This window comes from Streptococcus parasanguinis, from assembly GCF_001578955.1.
Lineage (GTDB): Bacteria > Bacillota > Bacilli > Lactobacillales > Streptococcaceae > Streptococcus > Streptococcus parasanguinis_U.
This window is the reverse complement of sequence record NZ_KQ969689.1, coordinates 591,325-597,590: the sequence shown is the minus strand read 5'-3', so window position 1 is coordinate 597,590 and position 6,266 is coordinate 591,325. Positions and strand designations below refer to the sequence as shown.

Sequence of the window (6,266 nt, the reverse complement as noted above, 5' to 3'; positions counted from 1 at the left end):
CCTGAAAGGATGTTGGACTCACCGATAAAGGTGGCTACAAAGTGGTTGATCGGTTCATCATAAATATCAACCGGTGTACCAGATTGGACGATCTCTCCTTCATTCATGACAAAGATCCAGTCACTCATGGCAAGGGCTTCTTCTTGGTCGTGGGTAACAAAGACAAAGGTAATCCCCAAACGTTGTTGCAATTCCCGCAACTCATACTGCATGTCTGTCCGAAGCTTCAAGTCAAGTGCAGACAAGGGCTCATCTAAAAGGACCACTCGTGGTTCATTGATAATAGCCCGGGCAATAGCTACCCGCTGGCGTTGACCACCAGATAATTTTTGGATCGAGCGTTTTTCAAATCCAGCTAACTGGACCATTTTCAAGACTTCTGAAACCCGACGTTCGATCTCAGCCTTGTCCACCTTTTTCAAACGAAGGGGAAAAGCCACATTTTCAAAGACTGTCATATGTGGAAACAGGGCATAGGACTGAAAGACGGTGTGGACGTCACGTTTGTTGGTAGGGACATCATTGATCCGTTCCCCATCAAGGTAGACATCTCCAGTCGTCGCATCCAAAAGACCGGCAATGATATTAAGGATGGTCGATTTTCCTGATCCAGATGCACCAAGCAGGGTATAGAACTTCCCTTCTTCCAATTCAAAATTGATATCCTTTAGGACAACGGTTCCGCTATCTTCAAAGACCTTTGAAACATTTTTAAACTCAATAATTGGTTTTTTCAATTCACATAAATTCCTTCTTTACTGCGATTACCAAACTGCTTTTCATACGAAAATGCAGCGGCTGACAGGAAGACCTGTCAGACCACCAATACCTCTCGGGGACTTACTAGACTGCCCCACCTATTTACGGTATCGATAGGCACTCACCCCCTCTCCTACTGATGCTATCGATGGTTCACTATCAATTGTTCTTTAATACTTAAGCTCTTAGGCTTGACCGATAATGCGAACTTCTGCTTCTAAACGGACGCCTGAGTGAGCTTCTACTGCCTCAATGACATGGGCGATCAGGTCTTCGTAATCCTTAGCCGTTCCATTGTCGACATTGACCATAAAGCCGGCATGCTTTTCAGAAACTTCCACACCACCGATTCGATAGCCTTTTAGACCTGCTTCACTGATCAATTGACCTGCAAAATGGCCAACAGGACGCTTAAAGACAGATCCACAAGAAGGGTATTCAAGGGGTTGTTTCAACTGACGAAGATGGGTCAACCGATCCATCTCCTGCTTGATCGCCTCGTGATTGCCTGGAGACAAAGCAAATTTGGCAGAGATGACGACAGCCCCTGTCTCTTGAATCTTAGAATGACGGTAGCCAAAAGCCAGTTCACTCGCTGACAGAGTTTCGATCTCTCCGTCTTTGGTCAAGACCTTACAGGATACTAGGACATGAGCGATTTCTCCCCCATAGGCTCCCGCATTCATAAAGACAGCCCCACCGACACTGCCTGGAATGCCACTGGCAAACTCAAAACCTTTCAAACTATGGTGCAAGGCCACATGAGTGGTGTCGATAAGTTTAGCACCTGCCTCTGCTTCGATCACATAACCGTCCACACTGATGTCACGCAAGCGATCAAACATAATGACAAATCCCGGAATGCCCCCATCTCGGACAATGATATTGGACGCATTGCCCAGGACCATCCATGGGATTTGCTCTTGGTTAGCAAATTGGACGATGCGCTTTAATTCGTATTGGTTGCGAGGGAAGGCTAAAAATTCAGCATTCCCACCTACCTTTGTGAAGGTATAATGTTTTAAGGGTTCTTGAAAACGGATATCAATCCCTTCAAGAATTTGATTCATTTTTTCATTCATCTTTCTGTCTGTTCTCTCTCTATAAAAATACAAACTATTATACCAAATTTTTGACTATTTTTCGACCCTAAAAAACAAAAGAAGACCTATAATATTCAGGCCTTCCTTTTATCATTCACTATGCAATTTTACGAGCGATAGTACGATTCTTCTGTCCATCCAGAGCTGATTTGACCGAAATCCAAGCACCACCAAGAGTGAAGACAGCTAAGAGTCCTAGATTCAAGTAAAATTTATCTGGGACGTCCCCTGAGAATGTCGCTTCATTGAGAAGCGTCCAGGTCATACCAAATGGCAAATCCAGTTCACTCATGAGCGCCAAAGTATAATCTAATTGGTTGACCAAAAAGACCGTCAAGACCATCAAAATAGCTGAAACTACCACGCCTTTTTTAGTCAATTTCTTACCAAGGATCTCATAACCTTTGATAGTACAATAACCGAGGGCAGCCCCTGCTAAAACAGATACATAGCCAACACGCGCTACTAAGAGGGCAACTGCTCCACCGATGATCACACCAATCACAGCACCTACAATCCCTAAAAGGAAGTTTTCTTCCCGCGCTTCATAAGCCTCAACTGTATCTTGCACTTCGGCTTGGTAGGCTCTAAAGGTTTCATCGTCGATTAAAAAGATCGCATCTCCAATTTGATACAGACCAATTGGTCCTTCCTCACCCGTTTGCGCATTCACTTGCACAAATTGGTGGTTGAGCAAGAAATCAACAATATCTTGGATAGCTGTCCATAAGGTTTCGACAGCCTTCCCTTTGGTCATTCCACCTTTGACGACGATCGAGGTCAAGTAACCATCAGAAGAGATGGCATTAATGGCTTTTGATTGTTCTTTTAATTCATTCCAAAGAATTTCACTATCTTCGATCAAGTCTCCTTCGGAACCTTGTTTCACACTGAGTGAAATGGTAAATACATTCTTGGTTTGAGCGCCTTCAATGACTAACAAGAAGCCTTCACGCTCTCCATACATCACACGGGCTTCGCCATCAAATTGCAGACCAAGATCGGTAGCAATACTATATAAATATTCTGGTTTCATGTTTCCCCCTAGATTTTCGGGAAAGCTTGAGCTTTTCCCCATACAATTCCCATTCTACCATAGAAGAAGCAAAAAGGACATATACATTCGTATACATCCTTCTTTCATTTGTGTTACATTGAGGTTTATTTCTCAACACGAACGCCAAATGTGTCGATTTTAAGTTGGAAAATCTGACCATCTAGCCCGAGTTCTTCGAGAGCTGCGACAAAGGCTGCTGTATGCTCTGGCGCTAAGAGGTTCATGATCGTTGGGCCTGCTCCTGACAGATAGGTAGCGTAAGCCCCATGCGCATGCGCTACTTCTTTGACCTGAGGGAACTCTTTGACAAGAGATTGACGGTAGCGTTCGTGGAAATGATCTGACTCGATGGAGCGACCAGCCGTCAGCAAATCTCCCTTGAGGAGAGCTGCGATAGCGACATTGGCTACGCTACTAGCTGCAACAGCTTCCTTATAAGACCATTCTTTCGGTAGGACATTTCGACTATCACTGGTCTTCAATTGGTAGCTCGGTACAAAGGCCACAAGGTCACAGCTTGGGAAGTCAGCAGTGACATATTGGACATCTTCACCGATGTAGCTAGCGATGACCATATTTCCAAAGATAGCCGGAGCTACATTATCCGGATGACCTTCGATCTCGGTCGCGATGCGTAATTTCTCAGCGTCTGATAGCTGGAGGTTGGCTAATTGGTTGGCCAATTCAATCCCTGCGACAATGACCGAGCTAGAAGATCCAAGACCACGCGCCAAAGGCACTTGACTGGTCATCTTGATTCGATGGGGCTGCATATCCGTTGAGATAGAAAGAGCTGTTGAGAGCAAGAGGTTTTTCTCATCTGTCGGAATCCCTGCTCCTAGATCATGCTCAATAAACCAAGCATCAGCTGATTCAAGGACTTCAATAGTCAAATAGCGAGTCACGGCAATCCCAACAGAATCAAACCCTGGCCCTACATTGGCACTGGTTGCTGGAACAATAATTTTCATGCTTATTCTCCCAAGACTTTAAAGGTATTCAAAAGTTCGAAATTCGCCTCTGAATCCAATTTTTCAACCAAGTTCTTGAATTGTGTTTGGTTGACTTGGTGGGTAATGATGACGACACTTGCAAATTGACCATCTGAGTCTTCTTGGAGGATTTGCTTGAAGGAAGCTCCTTCTGCATTAAAGATTTCCGCAAGACGCAAGATTTGACCAGTCGCATCTGGTGCCTTGATTGAGAAATAATAGTTATTTTTCACGTCTTCTGGCTTAGCCAATTGAAGAGGGCGGCTGTATTCATTGAAGGCTTTACCGATCGTTCCTTCTTTTAGACGACGGACAATGCGCACAATATCAGCTACGACACTTGTCGCTGTTGGTTTTTGGCCAGCACCTGGTCCGTAGTACATAGACTCACCAATACCGATGGATTCCACATAGACCGCATTCATAACGTCGTTCACGCCAGCAAGTGGGTGTTGTTTTGGAAGGAAGGTTGGTGTCACTTCTGCTGCAATCCCTGACTCTGTTTCAACAATGGATCCGACAAGCTTGATGACATATCCAAGGCTTTGAGCGACTGAGACATCTTGAGGAGTGATCTGGCTGATCCCTTTGTGACCCACTTGATCAAATTGGATGTTCATCCCAAAGGCAAATTGGCTCAAGATCACCATCTTGTAGGCAGCATCGATCCCTTCGACGTCATTGGTTGGATCACTTTCAGCGTAACCTAAGCGTTGCGCTTCTGCTAAAGCATCTTCATAAGTCCAGCCTTCTTCGACCATTTTGGTCATCATGAAGTTAGATGTTCCATTGACCACACCAAGAACCTTAGTCACCTTGTCGGAAGCAAGGGAATTCACCAAGGTCCGAAGGATTGGGATCCCACCAGCTACGGCAGCTTCATAATAAAGGGCCACTTGGTGTTTTTGAGCAATCTCTAGCAACTCGCTTCCATGAACGGCAAGAAGGTCTTTGTTAGCAGAGACCACATGCTTACCCGCTTCAAGCGCACGGGTGATAAAGGTCTTAGCTGGCTCGATACGGCCCATCAATTCCACAACGATGGCAATGTCTTTGTCTTCAATGATTTCATCGACATTGGTCACAAAGTTGTAGTCGTGACCAGCAGCTTGTAATTTTTCCTTTTCCTCATCATCTCGAACCAAGACCTTAGCGATCTCGATTTCATCTTGAGCTGCCTGGGTGATTTTTTCATGGTTTTCTTTTAATAAAAATGGTACGCCACTAGCAACAGTACCAAATCCTAGTAAGGCAATCTTAACAGACATCCTATTGACTCCTTGAATTTTCTATAGTAGCTCCATTATAACAAAAACTTGAGCGTTTGACAGCCAATTGCCTTAAAAATTCTGAATTTTCATGACAGGATCTTCCTGTAGCAAGTTCTGGAAAAGAACATAGAATTTGTGGTACAATAAAGAAAATAATGAAAACGGTGACACTATGAGTAAACGAAGAGTACCTAAAAAAATCAAAGCCCTACTTGGAATCAATGCCCTCCTCTTGGTCTGTATCTTTATTTGTAGCTTTCTTCTAATCAAGCGGATCACTCAGCCGAGTGACGGAAATACCAGCGGCACTGCCATGACGCGCTCGCTAGATGAACACAGTTCCTCTATCGAGTGGACTCGGGTGAAAAAGCCGGTCAAACTGCCCATCCTCATGTACCACTCAGTGCACAATATGGACGAGTCAGAAGCTGCCAATGCCAATCTGATTGTCGATCCAGAGACCTTTGAAAGCCAACTAAAGGCCCTGAAAAAAGCAGGTTATTACACCCTGACACCTGAGGAAGCCTATCGGATCCTCGCAAAAAATGAAGTGCCAAAAGGAAAGAAATATGTCTGGTTGACCTTTGATGATGGCGTCGAGGATTTCTATACCATCGTCTATCCGCTTCTTAAGAAGTACAAGATGACCGCCACTAACAATATCATCACGGACTTTACCCAAAAGGAAAAAGAAAATGTCCTGACCTTTGACCAAATCAAAGAGATGAAAAGTGCTGGCTTGACCTTTGAAAGCCATACGGTCAATCATCCAGACCTAGCCAATTCCAGTCTTGAGACCCAAAAGAATGAGCTGGTCGCTTCTAAACGCCTGCTGGATAAGGTGCTGGATCAAAATACCAGCGTTATCGTCTACCCATCTGGTCGCTACAGCCAGGTCACAATCGACCAAGCCAAGAAAGCTGACTACAAACTAGGCCTCACCACTAAAAATGGACTAGCCAGCTCCGCTGATGGACTCTATTCCCTCAAACGAGTTCGGATCCTTCCAACCACTACAGGAGAGGACCTTTTAGCTATGATGCAAGATTAAAGAAAGAGGCTGGGACAAAAGTCCTAGCCTCTC

Annotated in this window: 6 protein-coding genes; 1 reads left to right on the top strand and 5 read right to left on the bottom strand. The window is 44.7% G+C overall.

Annotated elements, in window-relative coordinates; all coding sequences use genetic code 11:
- From SPADD19_RS02740 to SPADD19_RS02720, 5 genes are all read right to left on the bottom strand, one after another.
- Positions 1-737, bottom strand: a 737-nt coding sequence (locus tag SPADD19_RS02740; protein ID WP_164905832.1) for an ABC transporter ATP-binding protein, incomplete at its 3' end; no start/stop codon positions are given.
- A 207-nt stretch (positions 738-944) separates the two neighbouring features.
- Positions 945-1,841, bottom strand: a complete 897-nt coding sequence (murB, locus tag SPADD19_RS02735) for a UDP-N-acetylmuramate dehydrogenase (protein ID WP_003007767.1) — start codon at positions 1,839-1,841, stop codon at positions 945-947.
- Positions 1,842-1,959: 118 nt separating this feature from the next.
- A complete protein-coding gene (locus SPADD19_RS02730; RefSeq protein ID WP_061455123.1) occupies positions 1,960-2,940 on the bottom strand; it encodes a hypothetical protein in 981 nt (326 codons plus the stop codon).
- 83 nt (positions 2,941-3,023) lie between these two features.
- Positions 3,024-3,890, bottom strand: a complete 867-nt coding sequence (thrB, locus tag SPADD19_RS02725) for a homoserine kinase (protein ID WP_061455122.1) — start codon at positions 3,888-3,890, stop codon at positions 3,024-3,026.
- A 2-nt stretch (positions 3,891-3,892) separates the two neighbouring features.
- On the bottom strand, positions 3,893-5,179 hold the full coding sequence (locus SPADD19_RS02720; RefSeq protein WP_061455121.1) for a homoserine dehydrogenase: 1,287 nt from the start codon (positions 5,177-5,179) through the stop codon (positions 3,893-3,895).
- 175 nt (positions 5,180-5,354) lie between these two features.
- Between SPADD19_RS02720 and SPADD19_RS02715 the strand changes: the two genes are divergently transcribed.
- A complete protein-coding gene (locus SPADD19_RS02715; RefSeq protein ID WP_049475047.1) occupies positions 5,355-6,233 on the top strand; it encodes a polysaccharide deacetylase family protein in 879 nt (292 codons plus the stop codon).
- The last annotated feature ends 33 nt before the right edge of the window (positions 6,234-6,266 follow it).